This is a genomic window from Microcystis wesenbergii FACHB-1317 (assembly GCF_014696875.1).
GTDB lineage: Bacteria > Cyanobacteriota > Cyanobacteriia > Cyanobacteriales > Microcystaceae > Microcystis > Microcystis wesenbergii_A.
The window spans coordinates 1-21,800 of sequence record NZ_JACJQV010000169.1 but is presented as its reverse complement, the minus strand read 5'-3'; the positions used below and the strand labels follow the sequence as shown (position 1 = coordinate 21,800).

24 protein-coding genes are annotated in these 21,800 nt (G+C 44.1%); 18 read left to right on the top strand and 6 right to left on the bottom strand.

Features of this window, described 5'->3' with window-relative positions; all coding sequences use genetic code 11:
• From H6F92_RS16005 to H6F92_RS15995, 3 genes are all read left to right on the top strand, one after another.
• A partial coding sequence (locus H6F92_RS16005) for a transposase (protein ID WP_190356403.1) occupies positions 1-153 on the top strand: 153 nt, incomplete at its 5' end.
• A 49-nt stretch (positions 154-202) separates the two neighbouring features.
• The gene (locus tag H6F92_RS16000; protein ID WP_190358686.1) at positions 203-895 is read left to right on the top strand and encodes a hypothetical protein; all 693 of its coding nucleotides are present in this window, start codon (positions 203-205) and stop codon (positions 893-895) included.
• Between the two features lie 335 nt (positions 896-1,230).
• Positions 1,231-2,358 (top strand): THUMP domain-containing class I SAM-dependent RNA methyltransferase, encoded by a 1,128-nt coding sequence (locus tag H6F92_RS15995; RefSeq protein WP_190358683.1) that lies wholly within the window; start codon positions 1,231-1,233, stop codon positions 2,356-2,358.
• Here H6F92_RS15995 and mdh read toward each other — a convergent pair whose 3' ends face one another.
• From mdh to murD, 4 genes are all read right to left on the bottom strand, one after another.
• A complete protein-coding gene (gene mdh, locus H6F92_RS15990) occupies positions 2,359-3,336 on the bottom strand; it encodes a malate dehydrogenase (protein ID WP_190358682.1) in 978 nt (325 codons plus the stop codon).
• Between the two features lie 26 nt (positions 3,337-3,362).
• Entirely contained in the window at positions 3,363-3,578 is a 216-nt protein-coding gene (gene ndhO, locus H6F92_RS15985; RefSeq protein WP_002782591.1) for an NAD(P)H-quinone oxidoreductase subunit O, read from the bottom strand.
• A gap of 188 nt (positions 3,579-3,766) precedes the next feature.
• Complete coding sequence (locus H6F92_RS15980; RefSeq protein ID WP_190358681.1) at positions 3,767-6,418, bottom strand: glycoside hydrolase family 10-like protein; 2,652 nt, start codon at positions 6,416-6,418, stop codon at positions 3,767-3,769.
• Between the two features lie 157 nt (positions 6,419-6,575).
• Positions 6,576-7,925 (bottom strand): UDP-N-acetylmuramoyl-L-alanine--D-glutamate ligase, encoded by a 1,350-nt coding sequence (murD, locus tag H6F92_RS15975; protein WP_190358680.1) that lies wholly within the window; start codon positions 7,923-7,925, stop codon positions 6,576-6,578.
• Positions 7,926-8,096: 171 nt separating this feature from the next.
• On the opposite strand from murD, the gene H6F92_RS15970 reads away from it, so the two are divergent.
• From H6F92_RS15970 to H6F92_RS15945, 6 genes are all read left to right on the top strand, one after another.
• The gene (locus H6F92_RS15970; RefSeq protein WP_190358679.1) at positions 8,097-8,357 is read left to right on the top strand and encodes a ribbon-helix-helix domain-containing protein; all 261 of its coding nucleotides are present in this window, start codon (positions 8,097-8,099) and stop codon (positions 8,355-8,357) included.
• 2 nt (positions 8,358-8,359) lie between these two features.
• Positions 8,360-8,530: a type II toxin-antitoxin system RelE/ParE family toxin gene (locus H6F92_RS15965; protein ID WP_190358678.1), complete on the top strand. Its 171-nt coding sequence runs from the start codon at positions 8,360-8,362 to the stop codon at positions 8,528-8,530.
• A 156-nt stretch (positions 8,531-8,686) separates the two neighbouring features.
• On the top strand, positions 8,687-8,800 hold the full coding sequence (locus H6F92_RS15960) for a type II toxin-antitoxin system RelE/ParE family toxin (RefSeq protein ID WP_242030157.1): 114 nt from the start codon (positions 8,687-8,689) through the stop codon (positions 8,798-8,800).
• Between the two features lie 374 nt (positions 8,801-9,174).
• Positions 9,175-10,302, top strand: coding sequence for a DUF3747 domain-containing protein (locus tag H6F92_RS15955; protein WP_190358677.1), 1,128 nt, complete (start codon positions 9,175-9,177; stop codon positions 10,300-10,302).
• Positions 10,303-10,563: 261 nt separating this feature from the next.
• A protein-coding gene (gene prfB / locus H6F92_RS15950) for a peptide chain release factor 2 (protein ID WP_190358676.1) occupies positions 10,564-11,689 on the top strand; the annotation gives its coding sequence in 2 pieces (ribosomal slippage) (positions 10,564-10,635 and positions 10,637-11,689; 1,125 coding nt in all).
• Between the two features lie 82 nt (positions 11,690-11,771).
• Positions 11,772-12,023: a hypothetical protein gene (locus tag H6F92_RS15945; RefSeq protein ID WP_002739055.1), complete on the top strand. Its 252-nt coding sequence runs from the start codon at positions 11,772-11,774 to the stop codon at positions 12,021-12,023.
• A 95-nt stretch (positions 12,024-12,118) separates the two neighbouring features.
• Here the strand turns inward: H6F92_RS15945 and hemH are convergent, their stop codons facing one another.
• Entirely contained in the window at positions 12,119-13,282 is a 1,164-nt protein-coding gene (gene hemH / locus H6F92_RS15940) for a ferrochelatase (RefSeq protein WP_190358675.1), read from the bottom strand.
• A gap of 120 nt (positions 13,283-13,402) precedes the next feature.
• On the opposite strand from hemH, the gene H6F92_RS15935 reads away from it, so the two are divergent.
• From H6F92_RS15935 to H6F92_RS15915, 5 genes are all read left to right on the top strand, one after another.
• Positions 13,403-14,026, top strand: a complete 624-nt coding sequence (locus tag H6F92_RS15935) for a class I SAM-dependent methyltransferase (RefSeq protein WP_190358674.1) — start codon at positions 13,403-13,405, stop codon at positions 14,024-14,026.
• A gap of 116 nt (positions 14,027-14,142) precedes the next feature.
• Positions 14,143-14,697, top strand: coding sequence for a YqeG family HAD IIIA-type phosphatase (locus H6F92_RS15930; protein ID WP_190358673.1), 555 nt, complete (start codon positions 14,143-14,145; stop codon positions 14,695-14,697).
• A gap of 252 nt (positions 14,698-14,949) precedes the next feature.
• Positions 14,950-15,702 (top strand): class I SAM-dependent methyltransferase, encoded by a 753-nt coding sequence (locus tag H6F92_RS15925; RefSeq protein WP_190358672.1) that lies wholly within the window; start codon positions 14,950-14,952, stop codon positions 15,700-15,702.
• Between the two features lie 61 nt (positions 15,703-15,763).
• Positions 15,764-16,552, top strand: coding sequence for an ECF transporter S component (locus tag H6F92_RS15920; protein WP_190358685.1), 789 nt, complete (start codon positions 15,764-15,766; stop codon positions 16,550-16,552).
• A gap of 57 nt (positions 16,553-16,609) precedes the next feature.
• Positions 16,610-16,852, top strand: a complete 243-nt coding sequence (locus H6F92_RS15915) for a hypothetical protein (RefSeq protein ID WP_190358671.1) — start codon at positions 16,610-16,612, stop codon at positions 16,850-16,852.
• Here the strand turns inward: H6F92_RS15915 and ilvC are convergent.
• A complete protein-coding gene (ilvC, locus tag H6F92_RS15910; RefSeq protein ID WP_190358670.1) occupies positions 16,849-17,841 on the bottom strand; it encodes a ketol-acid reductoisomerase in 993 nt (330 codons plus the stop codon). The two genes, H6F92_RS15915 and ilvC, sit on opposite strands and share 4 nt — an antisense overlap.
• 904 nt (positions 17,842-18,745) lie before the next feature.
• Between ilvC and pilM the strand changes: the two genes are divergently transcribed.
• The 4 genes from pilM to H6F92_RS15890 form a co-directional block, all read left to right on the top strand.
• Entirely contained in the window at positions 18,746-19,861 is a 1,116-nt protein-coding gene (gene pilM / locus H6F92_RS15905) for a type IV pilus assembly protein PilM (RefSeq protein ID WP_190358669.1), read from the top strand.
• Between the two features lie 9 nt (positions 19,862-19,870).
• The gene (locus H6F92_RS15900) at positions 19,871-20,641 is read left to right on the top strand and encodes a PilN domain-containing protein (RefSeq protein WP_190358668.1); all 771 of its coding nucleotides are present in this window, start codon (positions 19,871-19,873) and stop codon (positions 20,639-20,641) included.
• Entirely contained in the window at positions 20,638-21,492 is an 855-nt protein-coding gene (locus tag H6F92_RS15895) for a pilus assembly protein (protein ID WP_190358667.1), read from the top strand. The genes H6F92_RS15900 and H6F92_RS15895 overlap by 4 nt, the downstream gene beginning before the upstream one ends.
• Before the next feature lie 26 nt (positions 21,493-21,518).
• Positions 21,519-21,800: transposase family protein (locus H6F92_RS15890; RefSeq protein ID WP_190358684.1), on the top strand; the 282-nt coding region annotated here is incomplete at its 3' end.

The following is a 21,800-nucleotide window of genomic DNA, read 5'->3' as shown; positions in this document are numbered from 1 at the left end:
GAAATAATTAGTTATTTCGAGCAAAGGACAACGAATGGGGTGGTCGAGGGAATCAACAATAAACTGAAACTAATAAAACGGAGAGGCTATGGCTTTAGAAACTTTCGGAATTTCTGGGTTAGAAGTATGTTGTCTTGGCATCTTGTCTGTTGATTTAGCATAAAGAGTAACGAAGAGCCAAATTAGAAAGATAATTTTACATATGTACTTCTCAATATTTACAGAAGATAGTAAGGAAATTGCCGCATTAAGAGACGGTGAAGGAAGTTTAAGAAAAATTTGGTACAAAGGAATTGAAAAACAAAATGAAGATGTGAAAAGTACACGAATATTTTGGAAGTCTAACCATAGAGTATGGGAAATGTATAAAATATGGGAAATGTATCAAATAGTAGAATCAATGATTGATGATAAAAATATTATTGAGATAGAAAATGGCTCGTTAAAATCGAGACTGCAAACTTTAGATGAATTTCGCCTAGCTAATCAAGTACAGAATACTAAAGTTTTGATGCAAGCACAAGGAGCAAATAAACAAAACCTTTTAAATGAACTTATTAATGATTGTTTTAAAAATCTTCTTAATAAAATTCAAAATTACAGTAGAAATCCAGAATATAATCCATCCTTCGGTTTTGACTTAGACAATGGTGGAAGAAAAGACGTTAACAATATCCCAGAATTACTCAAATTATGTATAGATAATCCAAGAAACTTTATGCAGTACATTAGGCAGCAAGATTTTAAGAATTGGCTGGATAATATAGAGATAGGGGAAACCGAACTAGCAAATATAGCTCAGGGGACTCGCGAGAAAAATTTCCCTAACGATGATGAGCGCCTACATTATTTTCTCAGAGAATGCTGTCTAGTCTTGATTGGGAGAAACCCTTAATATTTCCTAACAAAAACTTGATTTGATCGCCGACTACCTGCAAGATAAAGAAAGAGCGTATGAGATAGGGAATTTACAAGAGGGTAAAAATTAAAATCTTTGGCTCTCTTATTCCCCGTATGATGAGTTTAACTTAATATAGGATCGATCGATCTTTGTGTCCTTTGTGTCTTTGTGGTTCGCTCCACTCCCCCGCCAGCCCAACTGTATCTTAGAATATATTTTACCCACCAAACTCAAGAGAGCCAATCTTTCTGATTTCAAGCTACCAACGACCAGCACTAGTCACTGATAACTGAAACCTGATAACTGAAAACTGATAACTGATAACTGAAATGACTCGATCCTATTTTGCTACTACCGCTAGGGGACTAGAAGAAATTGCCGCTAGGGAATTAGAATTCCTAGGGGCCAAAGAAGTGAAACCAGTATTCACCGGAGTCCATTTTCAGGGGGATATCTCCCTACTCTATCGAGTCAATCTTTGGTCAAGAATTATTTTTCGGGTTTTGGTTCCCATTGCCGAAATTCCCTGTGGGGATGGGAAGGAACTTTATGATGGCATTCAAGCCATTGATTGGCGCGATTATCTCACCAGTGAGGAAACTTTAGCGGTACAATGTACGGGAACGAACGATCGCCTCAATCACACCCATTACACCGCTTTAAGCATCAAAAACGCTATTATCGACCAACAGCGTCAACAGGGCAATCCCCGTTCCTTTGTGGATACAGAAAACCCGGACCTGCAAATTAACGCTCATATCGATAAAAATCGCTGTGTGCTTAGTTTAGATAGTTCTGGCCACAGTTTGCATCGTCGCGGGTATCATCGGGCCATGGGAGTCGCACCTCTGAAAGAAAGTCTCGCCGCTGCTTTGGTAGAATTATCGGCATGGCAAGATGATATGGCGCTTTTAGACCCTTTCTGTGGTTCGGGAACCATTGTCATCGAAGCGACGTTAAAAGCTTTAAATATTGCCCCCGGTTTATCTCGTTCCCAGTTCGGATTTCAGAAATGGCCAGACTATCAACCGGATTTATGGCAATCTTTGCTTCAGGAAGCTAAAGAAAAACAAAAATTTCAGCTAAATGCGCCAATTTATGCTAGTGATGCCGATTACGAGGTTCTGCATCAGGCCGAGGATAACGCCTATTTTTGTCAAGTGCAGGACCATATTAATTTTAGCTTGCAAAGCATCACCGACTTAGAACCGACGAGCGATCGAGGGATTATTCTCTGTAATCCCCCTTACGGCAAAAGATTGGGCAATACCGAAGAATTAGGGGCCTTATATAAATCCTTCGGTGATGTCTTAAAACAGAGGTTTAAGGGTTGGACAGCCTATATTTTATCGGGAAACAAAGAACTGACTAAACAAATCGGTCTGCGTTCTTCCCGTCGCACTCCCTTGTATAACGGTTCTCTGCCCTGTACCCTCTTAAAATATGAGTTGTATTAACTACATCAAAACCTTGAGACTGTCAAGGGCTAAATGAACATTTTGACGAACTGAGGCAGCAGAAGTGTGTAAATCCAGACGTTCAGCATCGGTTAAACGCACTTCCAGAATACTTTCCACACCCCGACATCCTAAGCGACAGGGAACCCCCAGATAAACATCCTGTAAACCGTATTCACCCTTAAGATAGGCTGCCGCCGGCAGTAAACGGGATTGATTTCTCAATATCGTCTCGACCATGGTACAGGCAGAGGAAGCAGGGGCGTAATAAGCGCCGCCAGTTTGCAGTAATTTGACGATTTCAGCCCCACCGTTGCGAGTTCTCTCCACTAAACGGTTAATCGTCATCTCGTCCATTAATTCGGTAATCGGCACACCACTAACGGTACAGTAACGGGGAAGGGGCAACATTAAATCACCGTGACCACCCAAAACCATAGCATGAACGTCGGCGGTACTAACCCCCAATTCCATGGCGATAAAGGTTTGTAAACGGGAAGAATCGAGGACCCCGGCCATTCCCATCACTCTTTGGGGGGGTAAACCGGTCGCTTGCCAGACTAGATAGGTCATCACATCCAGGGGATTAGTGATGACGATAAAAATGGCTTCCGGAGAATACTGGAGGCATTTAGTGGCGGCCTCGACGACAATTTTGGCATTGACATTCATGAGATCATCGCGACTCATGCCCGGTTTTCTGGCTAATCCGGCCGTAATCACGACAATATCCGAGCCTACCGTGTCTTCGTAGTTATTAGTGCCAATAATCTCGCTGTCGTGCAGTTCTATGCCCTGGGCTTCCATCAAATCTAGGGCAATACCCTGGGGCAAACCATTGACGATATCGAGGAGAACCACATCGGCGAGGTTTTTTTCGGCGATGCGTTGGGCCAGGGTGCGTCCGACGTTGCCGGCACCAATAACCGAGACTCGGGGCGATTGACAGGGGATGAGTGTATCGTAGAAGTCAACCATGGTTTATGGATGAGGCAATATCCTCATCAGGCGGGTTCCAGTTGTTCGAGCTTTAGCCACACACTGGGGGTGGGAACATAGAATTTAATCAAAGCGTAATCATCTTTTACATCCAAGACTTCTGCTGTCGAGTTGAACATATAACTGGGTAAACGGCGATCGCTAGCTAGGGCTTCGAGGCTATTTTCTAGGTTTCCCGTCACCACGCGGACTAAAGCTCCTTTCTTAATTGTAGCTGCCATGTTTTTCTCGTTAAATTTGCTTGGGGGTTTCTTCTATAAATTGTTACATATTCGGGCAGGCCTATGACAAGAGAGTGTGGGGTGTGGGGTGTGGGGAGAATAAATAAAAGCTGTCTCCTGTCTCCTGAATCCTGTCTCCTGAATCCTGTCTCCTAACTCCACCAATAAACTTTTTCAGTAAATCCTAATTAAAACTCAACCATTTGACCATAACTTAAGAGACTTTGTAGGGTGGCGAGGCGATTTTCCCAGACCTGTATTTGATAGGCAGATAAATCTTTTTGTCTGGACATCACAGATTTAAATTGATAGCTAAATCGCTTTAGAGCATTTTGAGTTAAAGTCAAATTGCGAGGGCTGGGATTATTAGCTAATTGCTCTAATAAATTAGCCATTTCGTCCACTTCTTGCCCCCAAGTTTTTAAGGTTCCTTCCTCCATTGCCCATAAATTATTCGTTATTAAAAAACTCCACTCTTGACGCAGGAAATTAAACCGCACTGCTGCCGTTTTGAAGGGTTGACGGTGGGGTAAAGGTTCGGCTTTTTTCGTAATTATCGATCCCTGAATGCGATTAAGAATTGTTTGCAGATTGGGATTGAGATTTTCTGTGGCAAAAAGAGCGAATCCCGAAGTGGGAAGATTGCGAATAAATTGTAGTTGATCTATCATGACTTGATCGGGTACTTTTAACAGACGGATACCGGGTATAATCAGAGCATTTCCTGCAATTTTGCGATCAAATAAAGACTTGGTTTTATCTTCTAAAGTCCCTGTATCGAGAGCATAAGTCATTAAAAAGATCATGTCTATCCATTGATTCTGTCCCCATTCTTCCCAGTTTTGTTGAATACGATATAACCGTTCTTTTTGTTCTAGGGGAAACACCGCCGCCGACATTTTTAATTGGGGACGAATCTGTTTTAAACGAGTAGAAACCTGCGAGACAAAAGTATCAACCTGACGAATTTTAAAGCTAGTCCATTGTTCCCATAAAGCACCCCGGGGATTTAAAGTAATGGGATCAACTCCCGTCATTTGTTTAAATAACCAACGGCTGGATTTACCATAACCATAGGTTTGATGAGAATTTTGACTCTGGAAGGGATAGCGAATATAATCTAACTGCAAGCCATCCACATCATAATTCTTGACAATCTCCTCGTAAAGAGATAAAAGATAGTTCTGTACTTCGGGATTAGCAGGATCAAAAAAGGCTTTTTTCGTGCCTTGACTATAATCAAAAGAACCACCACTTTTATTAGTTGCCCGCCAATCGGGATTACGGGATAAAACCGGACCTAGATAATCTAATGGTTGCTCTAATACCTTATTATGAGCTTGATTAGCCGCCGCAAAAACCCACACCCAGGCGTGGATTTCCATATTGCGTTCATGGGCTAATTTAACGGCAACTTTTAGGGGATCCCAACCTCTAGTTAAAGGGTTTTGTTCGGGGGCAACTTGACTAGGATAAATAGTATAACTAGCATTAACTGTCTCGAAAAAGACCACATTAATACCCGCTGCCGCCATGCGATCGAATACTTTAGCTAAATCCTCCTCGTTTTTAGCTTGTACGATCGTGCCTCTATCTAACCACATTGCCCGTATTTCTGGTTGGGCAAATTGTCGATTAGTGGGATAATTATCCCAAAGATTTCGCCGCGCTTGTAACCAAAATTCCCGCGCTTGCGTATAGGAACCCTGGGCGATTAAATTCTGAAAACTATTTAAGGTTCCTTGGGCATTTTCTAGGGCTAAACGGAATCGTCTAGCTGTATCTGATGCGCTGGAATTTTTCCCACGATTATGAAATGCTTGTGCTAAGGATTTATCAGTATTGGATATATTACTATTACTGGCTTCTAAAGCTAAGAGAGTCACCCCATAACGCCCGATTAATCCCTGCAATTCCGCCGTCATCTGGCTAATTTGTTGAGGAGTTAGACTTGCTCTCGGGGGAATTGCCTCGGTACTCGGACTTAATCTCGCCGTTTCCCTGGGGGGATTTTCTGCAATCTGGGGTAGAGGGCGACGGGGTGCGATCGCAACGCGCTCGCTACGCGAGATCGCTGTTGGGGTATTGTTAATATTATTAACTATTGTTGATTGCCCTTGACAATAGGGCGCAATTGTGTTAATAGAAGAACTGCGATTAATGCCGTAGCGTTGCAGGGCGGTTTCTAGCCAAGCGCTATCGAGGGCGAGATTAGCGACGGCATCGCTGCCCCAGCGCCAACCGAGAAAGATCGAGTTATTATTGAGGACAACGGCGGGGGGATTATTGCGCGCCCCCCAGACGGCGACGGTTTGGCTATTAACTCCCGTGGGGATAACCACGCCACCGAGGAGACTGCTGGCTAAAGGTTTTTGGTTTTTCAGTTCACCTAAATTAGTCGGCCGCAGGGTGTAAGCTTGGGAGTGGGGATAGGCCCAGTAAGCCCCAAATAGCGATCGCAGTTGATTACGCACAGCAGGTTCCGAAAGATTTCCCGCCGGACCGGTGACAATAATTTTACCACCGCGATTCAGCCAACGACTCAAGACACTAGCTTGTAAACCGGAAATAGTCTCGACGTTGGGGATGATGAGAACGCTAATTTTATTTAAATCCGCGTCGCTTTGCCACTGATTACTCTGGAGAATGCAGTAATTAACCCCGACATTTTGCAAACGATTGGTGATAGCTGTCCATTGATTGGCATTTTCTTGACTTTTTAACACTGCCACCGGTGTCGCTAAAACTGGGATCGGTAGCAAGACACCCACACAGGACAAAAGACAGGCAATTAGGGGCTTGTTAAAAAGATGATCAAGACGGAAGGACGATCCCAGCACGTTTTTTTTCTCTTAATTTTTTGGTTAACTCCTCCTGATTTTACCCAACTTAGCCAAAAAAGAGTATCTTTGGCAACAAAAATTGCGTCTTAGTCGTCGGCAACAGGGTTTTAGGGTATTAGTTGAATTTCCCCACTTCCCCACTTCCCCCACTTCCCTACAACTGTAGAGACAATTGCCGAAAGTGATCGCCGCGATGTTCAAAACTTTGGTATTGGTCAAAACTGGCGCAAGCGGGGGATAATAACACCACTTTAGCCTCTTTTGCCAGTCCTAGTTCAGCCGCGCGTTGAACTGCCCTGTCCATCGTTTCTACACATTCATAATCTTGATAACCTGCCGATGCTAAACGACGGGCAAAATCGGCGGCAGCGTCACCAATAAGCAGCACAGTGGCGACTTTTGCCTTAATTTCAGCGATCCAAGCCCGATCATCCCCGGCTTTCGCTTCTCCCCCCGCGATTAAAATCACCGGACCCCGGACCGATTGTAAGCCCACGGCGGCGGCATCGTAGTTAGTTGCTTTACTATCATTAATAAAGTCTAGTCCTTTATAGGTACAAATATACTCTAGACGATGGGCAACTCCGGGGAAAGTGGCGATCGCTTCGGTAATGGCTTTTTTCTCGATTCCTGCCAATCTAGCGGCGGCCACAGCCATAAGCAAATTCTGCTGATTGTGACTACCCACCATTTTCAGGAGATTAACCGGGGCAATTAATTCCCCAAAAGCCACGATCCAGTTATCTTGCAGATAAACACCACGACTAGGATCGCCCAAAAGCGCATCTTTGCCTTTCACAGAAGTCCAGTAAGCTTGTTGCCATTGACTAACACCGATTTGACGCAGATAGGGATCATCACCGTTGAGGATTTGGCGATCGCTTCTTTGCAGCAAAGAGGCTTTAATCTGATAATAATTTTCCAGGGTTTGATGACGACTGAGGTGATCGGGGGTAAAAGTTGTCCAGATGCCGATTTTCGGCGATAAATCCCGACTAGACTCGATCTGATAACTACTAATCTCCGCAATAATCCAATCGTATTTATCGGCTTTTAAAGCCAATTCACAGGCAGCATAGCCGATATTACCGCAGGAAGGGGCATTTAACCCCGCTTTTTGAAAAATAGCGGCACAGAGGGCGGTGGTGGTGGTTTTGCCGTTAGTTCCCGTAATCCCCAACCAAGGGGAAGATTGTAGATAACGCCAAGCTAATTCTAATTCTCCGATCGTATCGATGCCTTTTTCTCTGGCAGTAATTAAAATCGGGACATCCCAAGGCACGCCGGGGCTAACCACGATGAGATCAGGCAAGTAATCTGCCTCTAGACTGAGATTTTGACCAAGATTGACAATAATTCCTTCCCTTTCCAGATTGGTTTTGGTTGCTTGTAAACCGGGAGAATCAGAGCGATCGCTTAATGTCACCTGCCAACCATCCCGTTTTAAGCATCTTGCCGCTGCTATTCCCGATCTTCCCAATCCAATAATCGCCGCTTTCGCCATCTTGTTGCCACTCTACTCAAGAGTCAATTTTTAGCAATCTCTATCCTACTGTGGATTGTGACCTTATTTCTGTCCCTAGATCAGCGATAATCTTAGTCTATTCTGTCTGCTCCTTGCAGTATAATAAAATGGAATGCTTATAATTTAGTCCTTGAACTAACAAAAATTAGTATGAATATTCAACTAAAACCCAATCAAGAAAAATTTATCGAAGAACAGTTAAAAAGTGGCAGATTTGATAATGTAGAGCAGCTCATAGATACCGCTTTACACTTGCTGTCCCACATCAATGAAGATTATTTACAATGGCGAGAAGAAACTGGTCATCAAATTGATATTGCTGTAGCTGAATTAGACAATGGGGAAGGATTAGAGGTCGAAACAGTTATCAACAATATTTTAGAAAAATTTCAGAAAGAGCGTCAATCCTAATCATGAATCGTTATATTATTGCCCCATCAGCCAGTCAAGATTTAAACAAGATTGCTGATTATTTTTTAGCGGTAAACCTGGAAGCTGGGGAAAAACTATTGATAAAATTTTCCCAAAAGTGTCAACAATTAGCACAATTTCCCAATTTAGGGGCTCTTCTCGACTTTGTGTGATAATTTTTGCTTATGTAATCGTGAAATGCTTATCGGGCAAGACTTTTAGTGCTATTTTGCCGAAGAAACTATCAGTATAGACCTCGTTTCCACACAGAAACCAGAAGAGCCATTTAGGACGTAGTTACAGTCATATTAGACCCGTCCTTGAGAGGGTTGCCTTTAGATGGATATATTATTTTCTATCGAGTTATTGATGACACAGTAGAGATTTTAAGAATAGTTAGCGGTCGTCAAGACTTAGAAGCTTTATTCTCCGAGATAAAATAAATCCCTAGCAAAAATCCAGCAGAATTGAGCAGACTCCAAGACCTTTCAATTGGCCTGATTGCCTTTCCTAGCTGATGGCTGACGGCCGACGGCCGACGACTGAATTATGGCTCTACCGAACCTGTCATGCAAAACTATCAACAACTCATACTTGTAAAGCTTGCATACTAAAGCTTTGAGTTGTTGTTAGATTGATATTTATCAACTTTAGAGCATTGCTGGACAGAGAGGGAGCTTGGGGAGTTTTCTACAGTGTAAGTTCGGAAGAACCTGAATTATAAAACTATTTCCCCTAGGAAAACAAAATTCTCTCGCTTACGTCTAGATCGATAAAATAAATGCAAGTACGATCTCCATAACAAGGCTCCTTATTTATGAATCTAAAATCATCCTTAAAATTTGCCCTACTGTTTTCACTTCTGGGGGGTTGTCTCCTGACAACACCGAGTCAAGCAACTCTCTTTGAACAACGAGAAGTTAATCAAGAGGATTTTATCGCTATTGCCCGTCCCTACGGTAACGGTAAATACGATTTACTGATTTTGCAACAAATACCCGGAAAACGCCAATGTTGGGCGGTAAATGGCAGAGAACCGACCATTGTTCAGCCTCTCCTCCTCGATTTCGATTTTACCGGCAGTTGTGAACGGGCCACCGACAGTAACGGTTATTCCCTTCGCATTCGCGGCACAGATTACGGTTTAGAATACCTGCTGCGTATCGTACAACGCAACGGGGAATTAGTCCTCGTGGGAACCCCCCGCAATCCCAGACAATCGGAGGTAATTGTTGGACGGACAAAAGGTTTAGGGACTGGTTTAATCCAAATTTATCTCATCGATGGCTGGCGCTTTACTAAACGCAGTCTAGCCGGTCAAAATCTCAGTCATATCTATCTAACTGCCGATAGTCCCAGTTTCAATCCTCCCCCAGAATTACTCGCGGGTACCCAATCGTCTATCCCCCCCACACCCCCCCCCAGAGAATCCGTCAAAGCAGAAACACCGGTTAATCCTTCCGCTAATCCCGAAGTGCGAGAATATACCTTTACCGCTGCAGAAACAGCAGTACGAAGCACTCCTCAGCCAGTGGTCACTAATCGAGTACCAGAGTCAAATTTAACGCCACCGTCCCCAGTTAGCCCTAATTTACCTCCCCTGACTCCTCCCAATCCCCAGAATAGTAATGCAATTGTACCACCACCGCCACCGCGTAATTTAGGCAATCAGAGAAGTTTATCAGACGTAATCACTTTTAATCGACCAGCTGCTAATCCCAGTAGTGGTAATATGAGCAATAGTGGCCGCAAAGGCTTTAAAGTAGTAATTGAAGCTAAAACCGATAGCGATCGCAGCAAAATTCGTTCTCTCTATCCCGACGCTTTCCCCACTTCCTACAAAGGTCGTTCCGTCTGGCAAATAGGTGCGTTTAGCAGTCGTGATAAGGCTGAAAACGCTTTACAAAGTCTTGCCCCCCTGCGCGGATCGATCGTACCATTTTAGGGAACGCTGGAACTGCGTAACGGGGAACAGAGAGTGCATAGGGGTAATGGGAAAATGGGAAAATGGGAAAATGGGGAAATGGGGAAATGGGGGAATTTCAACTAAAACCCCAAAACCCTAAAACCCCAACTCTCAACTCCGGCCTCCTGACTCCTGACTCCTAGAGTAACTGATAACTGATAACTGATAACTGATAACTGATAACTGATAACTGATAACTGATAACTGATAACTGATAACTGATAACTGATAACTGAAAACATGGAAATATCGGAACTAAAAAAAGGTATCGAGATAGTAGGATTGCGCCTGGGTAAAACCCAGGACTATCTTTGACTTACCCACTTTAAGGGCGAAAATTAAAGACTTAGAACAGGTGGCGGCCGTCCCTACTTTTTGGGATAATCTCGATACGGCTCAAAAAACCCTGCAAGAACTAAATGAATGTAAATCTTCTTTAGAAACCTATCAGGGTTGGTGTGGACAATTAGAAGATACCAAGGCAATTATCGAGTTATTAGAATTAGAATCCGATCGAACTTTACTAGAAGAAGCGACAGACAACTTAACTCATTTACAGCATGACCTCGATCGCTGGGAATTGCAACAGCTTTTAAATGGTCCCTACGACCCAAAAGGAGCGGTTTTAACGATTAATGCGGGGGCCGGGGGAACCGATGCCCAAGATTGGACAGAAATGCTCCTGAGAATGTATTCTCGCTGGGCCGAGAAACAGGGTTATAAAGTCACTTTAGCGGAAATATCAGAAGGAGATGAAGCGGGAATTAAATCGGTGACAATTGAGATTGCCGGAACTTATGCTTACGGTTATCTGAAAGGAGAAAAAGGCACCCATCGGTTAGTAAGAATTTCCCCTTTTAATGCTAATGGTAAACGTCAAACCAGTTTCGCCGGGGTGGAAGTGATGCCAATTTTGGGCGATGATGCGGTGAGGGTAGAAATTCCCGATAAAGATTTAGAAATTACCACCACTAGATCGGGGGGAAAAGGTGGACAAAATGTTAATAAAGTGGAAACTGCCGTGCGTGTAGTTCATCTTCCCACAGGTATCGCTGTGCGTTGTACCCAAGAGCGATCGCAATTACAAAATAAAGAAAAAGCCCTAGCTTTATTAAAAGCGAAATTGTTAATTATCGCTCGGGAACAACAGGCTCAAGCGATCGCAGAAATTCGCGGCGATATGGTGGAGGCCGCTTGGGGCAATCAAATCCGTAACTATGTTTTTCATCCCTATCAATTGGTTAAGGACCTCCGTAGTAATGTGGAAACCACCGATGTTACCCGGGTAATGAATGGGGATTTAGATAGCTTTATTGAAGCCTATTTACGTTTGGGGGGGAACAGTGCGGGTTATACTGATTCCTAAGATGAGAGCAGCTCTATTTTCTCGCAAATTCTGTTCTTATTGGCTTGTCAAGCTGTTTGTCCTCTACTAAGAAGAAAAATCAATGGTTATTATCGAGATTACCAATGTGGAAGAAATATTGAGCGCAAAAATTGGCTCTTTCGCCGCTAAAATCGTCCAAGCTCTAGCAGATGATGAGGGGAAAGTGGAAGAGGTTCTCATCAAAGAATTACAGGCTAATTTTCAGGAAAGGGGGATTAAAGCTAATCTGTTTAGCGTCACTGGGTTAGATATGCTCGGCAATGGCAGGCTAGAAGTTAACGTTAATGTTCGTTCTGCTAATATGATGTCCTAAGAGAAGATAAAATCGCCAATGGTTGGGTTAAATATAGTTAAACCCAACCTTATTCTGATAGTTACCATCAAAAGCAATGGCAGCGAAGCTTGAGGTTATAATAAACCAACAAAATGTAACGGTCCTTGACCGGTAATTAATTCGATAATAATTGCCAGAAAACCGATCATCGCTAATCGACCATTCCACACCTCGGCTGCCGTGGTCATTCCCCATTCCCAACGTTCCTGGGGATACATTTTCATATTCGCTTTCGGATGGGTAATTTGCTCGAAAGTGGTGGGTTTTTCCTCTAGGGACCTTACCACTAACTGGGAGAGAGATTCGATAAACATCGGGTGAGTGTTAAGAGCCGGTACTCGCTGAAAATGTTCAATTCCCGCTTCTTCCGCCACTTCTCGGTACTCTATATCGATTTCTTGCAGAGTTTCGATGTGTTCCGAGACAAAACTAATCGGCACGACCAATAAATTCTTAATTCCCTGCTCTCCCAACCCTTTTAAAGCATCTTCAGTGTAGGGTTTTAGCCATTCCACCGGACCGACGCGACTTTGATAGGCTAAAGTGTACTGATTGGGTCGGTTTAGCGTACGCATGATCGCCCTAGTGCATTCTTCAATTTGCCTTTGATAGGGATCTCCCGCTTCCTCCACATAACTTTGGGGGACACCATGGGCGCTAAAAAAGATATGTACTTGGTCAGGATGAGGACACTGCTCTAATTCTCGCGCAATCAGATCCGCCATAGCACTCAGATAGGTGGGATGATCGTACCAAGAGGGGATGAGAGTATATTCCGTTAAACGCAGATAGGGATCCTGCTGCCACATTTCCTCTAGCACACGAAAACTGGAACCACTGGTGCTGATGGAAAATTGGGGATAAAGGGGAAGAATAACTAATTTTTTGATATGATCCCGTTTAATCCGCTCGATCGCTTCTTCGGTGAAGGGATTCCAATAACGCATCCCGATATAAACGCTCACCTCGCGCCCCATTTCCTTGAGACGTTGTTGCAGTGCCGTGGCCTGTGCTTCCGTAATCTTGAGTAAAGGGGAGCCACCACCAATCTGGCGGTAATTTTCCTGGGATTTACTCGCTCTTAGCGTCGATATTAACCAAGCTAACGGTTTTTGTAATCCTTTGATCGGTAAACGGATGATCTCTGGGTCAGAAAAAAGGTTAAATAGAAAAGGACGCACATCCTCTAACCGCTCCGGCCCACCCAAATTTAATAATAGAACCCCAACGCGACCCATAGTGTTAACAGATAATTTTTTAAATTTTCAGATTCTTTACCAAGTTTAACAATATATCGGTGGAACCGTTAAAACAAATTACAGACAATATCGAACTTAATCAAATCTTGGAGGTTGATCTTGGCGACAATTTTACGTCCCCTCAGTTATCAATATCAATGGCTTTACGATGGTATCTCCCGTCTGGCTGCCCTAGCAGTGGGTGGCGAGTCCCGTTTTCGGCAATTGGCCCTAGAAGGCTTAAAAATCGCTAAAAATGACCCTATCCTCGATCTCTGTTGTGGTGCGGGTCAAACCACCCGTTATTTAGTCCCCCTATCCGATCGCTGTACCGGTTTAGATGTCTCTCCCCGGGCCTTGGATCGAGCTAGTTTAGCGGTGCCGCAAGCGCATTATGTGGAGGGATTAGCCGAAAAAATGCCCTTTAATGCCGGAGAATTCGCCTTTGTTCATACTAGCGCCGCTCTCCACGAAATGGAACCGGAGCAGTTAGAGGAAATCCTTAAAGAAGTGTATCGAGTTCTCAGACCGGGGGGAATTTTTGCCCTCGTGGATTTTCATCGACCCACTAACCCGCTTTTTTGGCCTTCTTTGGCCCTATTTTTGCAATTATTTGAAACCGATACCGCTTGGCAGTTTATCGATAGCGACCTGATCCAATCTTTACAGGCGATCGGTTTTCGTGATTGTCAACAAAAATTATACGCTGGTGGTAGTTTACAGGTGATTCAAGCGGCCAAGTGAAGGGATGGATCCGGCATTATTTTCAGGGGCTGTCGGTCATTTATACTGAATAAGGCAACGGTTTTTTAATCAAGCTGAGTTCGAGCGACTCGCTGCCAGTTATTTTTGAGAAGTTAATGACTAGAGCAAAAATTCTACAACCTGATTTAATTTTAGGGGATACGATTCTCGGTCTCACTCTGGAGATTTTGAGTCAGCATCAGATTAAGGGATTGATTCTCGATGTGGACGATACCCTTGTTCCCCTCCAGGAAACGACGGTTTCTGAGGATTTAGAGCGTTGGGTCGATTCCTTGCGTCTTTATCTACCGATTTGGTTGGTCAGCAATAATCTCAGTGAAAATCGCATCGGCGCGATCGCTGATAATTTACAACTTCCCTACCTTCTCGGTGCGGTGAAACCCTCTCGACGCAAACTCCGGCAAGCGATGGCAGCCATGAGTCTCCCCCCCCAACAAATTGCTATGGTTGGCGATCGCTTGTTTACCGATGTTTTAGCGGGAAATCGTCTGGGAATGTTTACCATTCTGGTGAAACCAATGGTAAATCCCTTGACGGGGGGGGCAGCTTATCCAATCCACGATTTTGAGGTGTGGATATCACAAATTCTCGGCGTTTCCCTCCATCCGCAGCATTACTTCATAAAACCTGACCAATCCTCACAAAAGTAAATATTAAAAAATACTTAAGTATAGAGGTAAATGGCGAAAAGTAGAAAATACTATAGATGATTTGAAATGAGGTCAGCCGAGATAAAGACCTTAAATATATGAAAGTCGGTAGATAAACAGTGCCAGTTTTTGCGGATATACGCCAAAAGCTGGCACTACTGTTTTAACGAAAACTTGCTGCTATAATTTGGCCAAACTGTGGGATAATGAGAAGCTGTTTCTCAGTTAATTCTCCCCGCCCTCACTGTATATATGAATCTAGATTCTTCCCTGCTATCATCCTCCTCGGTCGCAGAATTCGAGCGCAATTCCTTTGATTTGGAGTCACACCTACAAGACTTTTTACAATTAGACCAAGAAATTTTACAAGCAAAATTAGCAACAGCAAAAGATTCCTTAGCGGCCTTAGCTCATCAAGACTTTTCTTGGACAGATCCAGATTATTTCTATCAGGAAAAAGTCAAAGAAAACTATTTATTTGAATTATCCGCTTGGCATTTATCCAGTCAAGAATATATCGGAGAAACCCTGAAATTAATTGATGATCACGGTAGCGGAAAAGTCTTAGATTTTGGTGGCGGAATCGGTACTCATGCCCTGGCTGCCGCAATGAATTCTGGGGTTGAACAGGTGATCTATTGTGATCTTAATCCCCTACATCATGAATTTGTTCGCTTTCGTGCCGAGCAATTAAATCTCGATGCTAATAAGCTCTCATTCTATACAGAAATTCCCGATCAGCTAAAATTTGACACGATTATCTGTTTAGATGTCATCGAGCATTTGCCCTCACCTACAGCCCAACTTAAAAAGTTTTATGACTGGTTAAACCCAGGAGGAAAGCTAATTATTAACTGGTATTTTTTCAAAGGATTTAATCAAGAATATCCCTTTCATCTCGACGATCCCAAAATTATTGAGAGCTTTTTTCAAAGCCTACAAAAAGATTTCCTAGAGATTTTTCATCCCTATCACATTACCGTGCGCTGTTATCGAAAAAATTAATAATTGCTTGAAGATGATCAAAGCAGCGGATGATAGAAAAATTAGAATTAACCTTGCAACTATGACCCTAGATATTATCCCCGAAGGTGAAGAACGCAAAGTGGAAGCTGTCAGTAGTGCCGCTATTGATGGTGCGCCGATCGCCTATATTGTCGTCTTAGCCGCCATTGTCACTACCCTTTCTTTTATTCCCTTCTCGATTGTCCTCGCTTCCGGCGGTAGTATGCCCCTCAGTCAAGCGGTTTTTCCCCTTTTGGGTTGGTTACTCGGCCCGATCGCTGGAGCGATCGCTAGTGGCATTGGGTCCTTAATTGGGGCTTTTCTTGCCCCCTACACGGCAGGAATTCCCGCTATTTCGGTCTTTGGGGCAATTTTAGCCAGTTTTGTGGCAGGAACAATGGTTTTAGGCAAAAAACGCCGTTATTGGTGGTTAGGATTAACGTTAATTTTTCTGATTCCCCTGTTTATCTACGCTAACCGGGCGATCGGACTGAACGGCATTTCGCCACGAATCTTTATTGCCGGGGCTTTCGTCGATTGGTCAGCTTTGGTATTATTTATCCTACCAACCCGGACTCTTTTTACCCATTGGATCAAAGGTAATAATTTTGCCCTAGTAGCGGCGGGAATTTTTGGCGGTACCTGGACCGCCAGCGGCCTCTCCCATTTAGGGCTCGTCGCCATCACCTACTCGATTTTTAACTGGCCCGAAGAAGTCTGGATCGCTTTAATTCCGATCATTCCCGTAGAAAATCTGATTCGTTCCTTTGTCGGTATGGTGATCGGTTGTGGTGTGATTGCTGGTTTACGGGCGATCGGTCTGGTCAAATCAAGAGAGGCGATCTACTAAAATGGAAATAACCGGCTGATAGTTATCAATAAACTTTCGCGCCGAATCATCAAGAGTATGCCCAAGAGATTTATTTCCGTCATCTTACTCTTTGGCGCCCTCGGTTTCGTCACCGTCGGCGATATTTTTTTGCCCCGACCTTGGAGTAGCTATAGCCGCAATACCAGAGAACAAATTAATCGGTTGATGCTGTCCCTAATGCCCAAACCCACCCCGGAACCTCCCAGTCAGCAGAGGGGGACGCAACAGAAAGAATTCCTGCGCCGCGTCCAACCCGACAGCGAAAAAAAAGAGAACTAGCGTTTTAGCCAACTCATCATCGCCCGCAGATCTTGACCGACTTCTTCGATCGAATGTTCTGCTTCTTGACGACGCATAGCGGTGAAACCCGGTTTACCTGCTTGATTTTCGAGGACAAACTCTCTGGCAAATTGTCCCGATTGAATTTCCCCGAGGATTTTTCGCATTTCGGCCTTAGTCGCTTCCGTCACCACCCGCGGACCGCGAGTATAGTCACCGTACTCGGCTGTATTGGAAATACTATCGCGCATTTTGGCCAAACCGCCCTCGACGATCAGATCGACGATCAGTTTTACCTCGTGTAAACACTCAAAATAGGCTAATTCGGGCTGATAACCAGCTTCCACGAGGGTTTCAAAGCCAGCTTTAATTAAAGCGCTTAAACCGCCGCATAATACTGCCTGTTCGCCAAAAAGGTCGGTTTCTGTTTCCTCGCGGAAAGTGGTTTCCAAAACCCCGGCCCGAGCGCCACCGATACCTTTAGCGTAGGCCATTGCCCGATCGCGTGCTTGGCCCGTAGCATCTTGATAGACGGCGAATAAACAGGGGACCCCTTGGCCTTGTTCGTAGGTGCGACGGACGAGATGGCCCGGTCCTTTGGGGGCAACCATAACCACATCGACGTTAGCTGGGGGAACCACTTGACCAAAATGAATATTAAAGCCGTGGGCAAAAGATAATACCTTGCCTGGGCTTAAATTCGGGGCAATTTCGTTGAGATAAATCGTTTTCTGCACTTCATCCGGTAAGAGGATCATGATCCAGTCGGCAATTTTAGCGGCTTGGGCCACATCATAAACCGGAATACCAGCTTCTTTGGCTTTGATGGCCGATTTACTGCCGGGATATAGACCAACAATCACATTAACGCCACTATCCTTGAGATTTAATGCGTGGGCATGACCCTGGGAACCATAACCAATAATAGCGATCGTTTTTCCCGCTAATAAATCTAAATTGGCATCCTCATCATAGTACATTTGTGCCATCGAACTCGCTCCTTAACTTCTTTTGTCACTGTGCAAACTCCTAATTATACGGGAAAATCACGCCCGTCAGAAGCATTTGATCGCTGGTTTCCTGGAGTCAGGAAAAAATAGTGTCTAGAAAAATTTAAATTTTTTCTAGATATTTGGGTATTCTAACTAACGCCAGGGAATTTTTCTGGAGTAAGCTGTTGACTATAGACCTCCCGCAAAAGGAAGTTCTCGAGCCGCTATTGGGTCACAATATCTAAAAGCTCGGATAAATTCGAGATCATCTTAGGTTTTATGGCTAGTCTAGTCGTCTCTTGTCTTTTTTCTTCTCCTGACTCCCGACGACCGGCTACTGACTCCTAACCCTAACAACAATTTTTGATTTTTACAAGAGGTCTTATCTAAATTACTCGTTAAGACTGCACCGGAGTTGGGAGCAGGGAGCAGGGGTTTGAGCATTTGTACTAAAACATCCAATACGCAATTTAAATTCAGTACAGCTTAGGAAACGAGATGGAGAGGTTAACTATTTTTTGTCTAGACTTGGTTCTTTCACTAAAATGGATTACAATATCACCATCAATAGGCACTTCCTCTCCTCTCACCCCATCGAGATTAACCTCGATCTGAACAAAGATAATCGGGTTACGGCGGTTCCTCTATCTATCTGGCACAGACAACTCCTTATTGGATAAGCCTTGACCCTTAGAAGATGTACCAGACTGAGCCTGAATCCGCCGTAGCGAGTACAGGAATAGGTTCTCTACTCCTCGATTTTCACCTTTTCTGGGTAATTTACCCAGTCAAGATCGTTGATAGACTGATTTACTGCCTTGATCGGGACTAGATGAAATCAGGTCAAAAAATTGTTTGCTTTGTTAATCACCAATCCCCTTAGAGCTGCCCAGGAAAATCTATGGTAAGTTTTTTTAAGAAGCTGTTGACAAGAAAATCTCAAGGTGTTGGCTTAGAGATTACCCCAGAGCGCATTAACGTCGCTCAGATCGCCAAACAGGGACAAAACTATAAATTAGTTAAATATTGTTGGTCGGATATCCCGGAAGGCATCTTTGAGGAGGGAAAAATCGCCGATTCCCCCGCTTTAGCGCAATTAATCCAAGAATTACTCAAGGAAAATCAAATTACTAGCAAACGAGTCGCTACTGGTGTCCCCATGCGCGAGTCAATTATCCGGATTATCCCCATTCCCTCGGAATTGGACGATCAGGAATTGCGCGATACAGTCTTAAATCATGAGGCCAGTTTATATCTGCCCTATCCTCGCGAGGAAGTGGATATCGACTACCAAAAACTGGGCTACTTTCAGGGTGAAGACGGGATTGAAAAGGTACAAGTCTTATTAGTTGCCACTCGTCAGGAAATCACCGATGCCTATAGGTCAACCTTCCAACAGGCAGGATTACAGGTAGATGTGCTAGAAATTAATAGTTTTGCCCTAATTCGGACAATTCGCGAACAGTTGCGACAATTTAGTTCCAATGAAGCCGTTGTGATTGTCGATATAGAATTTGATAACACGGAAATTGCCATCGTGGTGGATGGAGTTCCCCAATTTTCTCGCACTGTCCCCATCGGTACTTTCCAGCTACAAAATGCCCTGGCCAGGGCGCTGAATTTGCCCACCTCTCGCAGTCCTGAGATTCTTTTGGGGATGACAATCCCGATTACTGGCTTTGATAGTCTTAGCACCAATACTGGCACCGCGCAAGTCTCTACTAACGCTGGGATAATGGCACTGATGCGGGTTTTAGGAGAATTAACCGATGAATTGCGGCGATCGATTAACTTCTATGTTAACCAAAGTGAGCAACTGGAAATCGTCCAGTTACTTTTAGCAGGTCCCGGGGGGGGAATAGCACAACTAGACGAGTATTTTACCCGACATCTCAGCCTCCCCACCATGGCAATCGATCCGATCGCAGCGCTGAACTTAGATATCAATCAAGAGATTCCCAATACCCGAAGACCGGGGTTAGGAACAGTTCTCGGTTTAGGATTACGGGAGGTATAGACAAAAATTATGTATAGTCTTGACGTTAATTTTCTCAAGGATCGCCATCTTCAGCAAACGGGCCAAGAAACCACCGCGGACAAGATGCCCACCGCTATTAACCTGAGGGAACAAAAACCCCTGTTGATCGGTGTGGGAGTGGGGGCCGGATTATTGGCCCTGACGGGATTACTCGGTTTAATCGTCGGTTGGCAAACCAGCGCAACTCAGGCCACAATTCAGACACTGGACGGGAAATTAGGTCAACTGCAAGGCCAAAGTAAAAAAATAGAGGATTTAAAAGCGCAATTAACGGCGGTAGAAGCAGAAAATCAAGCTCTGGTAACTGTATTCAATCAGATTAGGCCTTGGTCAGCCATTCTCCAAGAAATTCGCCAACAAACTCCCCCTAATGTCCAGCTAACCAGTCTGCAACAGGTGGATGTTCCCGCCAACCCGGATCAAGGGCAACCGAATCCGGCTACTCGGTTAAAAATTAGTGGTTTTGCCAGTAGTTACGAAGCAGTCAATGATTATCTCTTAACCCTACAAGCTTCGCCTTTTTTACAGGGTAAGAAAACGGTGATCGAAAGTGCTGCCCTGGCCGATTTGCCCGTACAGGTGGCTAACGAGTACAAGAATACTAATGTCACTTTCCCCCCAGCGGTTCAATTTGTGATCACCGCCCAATTAAGTGATACTCCCGCTATTGAACAACTGCCCAATCTTGCCCGGAATGGAGCGATCGGAGTTATCACCAGGATTAATACCCTCAAACGCCAAGGAGCCATTCAACCATGACCTTTACTAAAGAATACATTGCCAATGAGGACAGGGAATTAGAGGAACTTGACCAGTATCCCACCGCTTTCGGGATAACTTTTACTCCCCGCAATAGTGGCATCACCGCCGGTGTGGTAGGTTTACTTGGCTCCCTCTATCTGCTGTTTAACTGGGTGATACCCGCTTATACTGACTTGCAGCGACTGCAAATCGATAAAGATAGCAAACAACAACAGGTAGATCAACAAACAAGCGGTCTCGGTGCCACGAAATTCCAAAAAATCGAGAGTCAGTTGCAACAAAAAGAGGCAACTAAACAGCAAATTCTGGCGCTTTTTGCTCAAGAAAAGAACTTAAGCACAATTCTCTTAGATATTAGCAATATATTTAAGTCTCGCAATGTTAAGCTGATTAGTTTCCAACCCCAAGCACTAGAACCAGTGGTGGTCTCCGATAGTTCCCTCGGTAGCGCAGTTAATAACAAGCTCAAACGTCAAACTTTTAACGTCAAGATCGAAGGGAACTATGCTAACAGCCAAGAGGTTATTCGGGATTTAGAAAGATTACAGCCGCTCATTTTGCTGAATAGTCTCAATACTCAAATGCCCGAAGGCGGTTCGGTGGTCAAAGTGGTTAGTACCGGCAAAAATCAAGCCACTATCGTTCCCCAAGGCGATCAACCCGTTACTACCACCTTTCTTCTCAACGTGATTATTCCTCTCAGTGCTGAAGAATTGGCGAAATTAGCACCGCCCCCCCCCGCCGAAGGTCAACCCCCCGCCGAAGGTCAACCCCCCGCTAGTCCTAGGGCTGTTTCATTCTCCCATCAGAATATCAAAAGTAAAAGCGATCACTGTCAGGTAAAATGAGAAGTGAACGCGAACTTTTGAAAGATATGTTGAGCTTAATAGAAAAACTGAAACAAGTCAAGGACTTTCGGAAAGATCAAGGAAAAAGACACCCTTTATGGATAGTATTAGTAGTAATAATACTGGGAACAATGCTAGGATACTCAGGTTATAGAGAGCTAGGAGAGTTTGCTAAAAATAATCGGCACAGGCTCAGTCAAGAATTTAACATAATTCCAGAAAGAGTCCCATCCTATTCAACAATTAGAAGGGTAATGATGGGAGTTGACTGGCAGAGTTTGTTAAAAATGTTTAATGAATGGGCATTA